1 protein-coding gene is annotated in these 329 nt (G+C 64.7%); it reads right to left on the reverse strand.

The annotated features are described in order from the left end of the window. The coding region (locus MKK68_RS00955; RefSeq protein WP_244027703.1) for an AAA family ATPase at window positions 1-329 on the reverse strand (329 nt) is incomplete at both ends.

A 329-nucleotide genomic window follows, 5' to 3' on the forward strand; every position in this document is an offset into this window, starting at 1 on the left:
CGGTAGGCCGCATACGCGAGCTCGGACCAGCCAGCGTTCGTGGTCATGATGAGGATAACGTTCAGGAACTGGACCTGGTTGCCGTTGTGGTTGGTGGGCTGCCCGTGGTCAATCACCTGCAGCAGGATGTGGAACAGGTCCGCATGCGCCTTCTCGAGCTCGTAGGGCACCAGAACGCAGTGGGGGTGCTGGTGGGTCCCGACGGAGCGAAGGCCGCCCTGGTCGAAGCCGACATAGCCGGGCGGTGCGCCGATCAGGCGCGAGACCGTGTGGCGCTCCATGTATTCCGACATGTCGAACCGCAGCATCTCGACGCCGAGCGACGACGC

This window comes from Methylobacterium sp. E-016 (genome assembly GCF_022829745.1).
Taxonomy (GTDB): domain Bacteria; phylum Pseudomonadota; class Alphaproteobacteria; order Rhizobiales; family Beijerinckiaceae; genus Methylobacterium.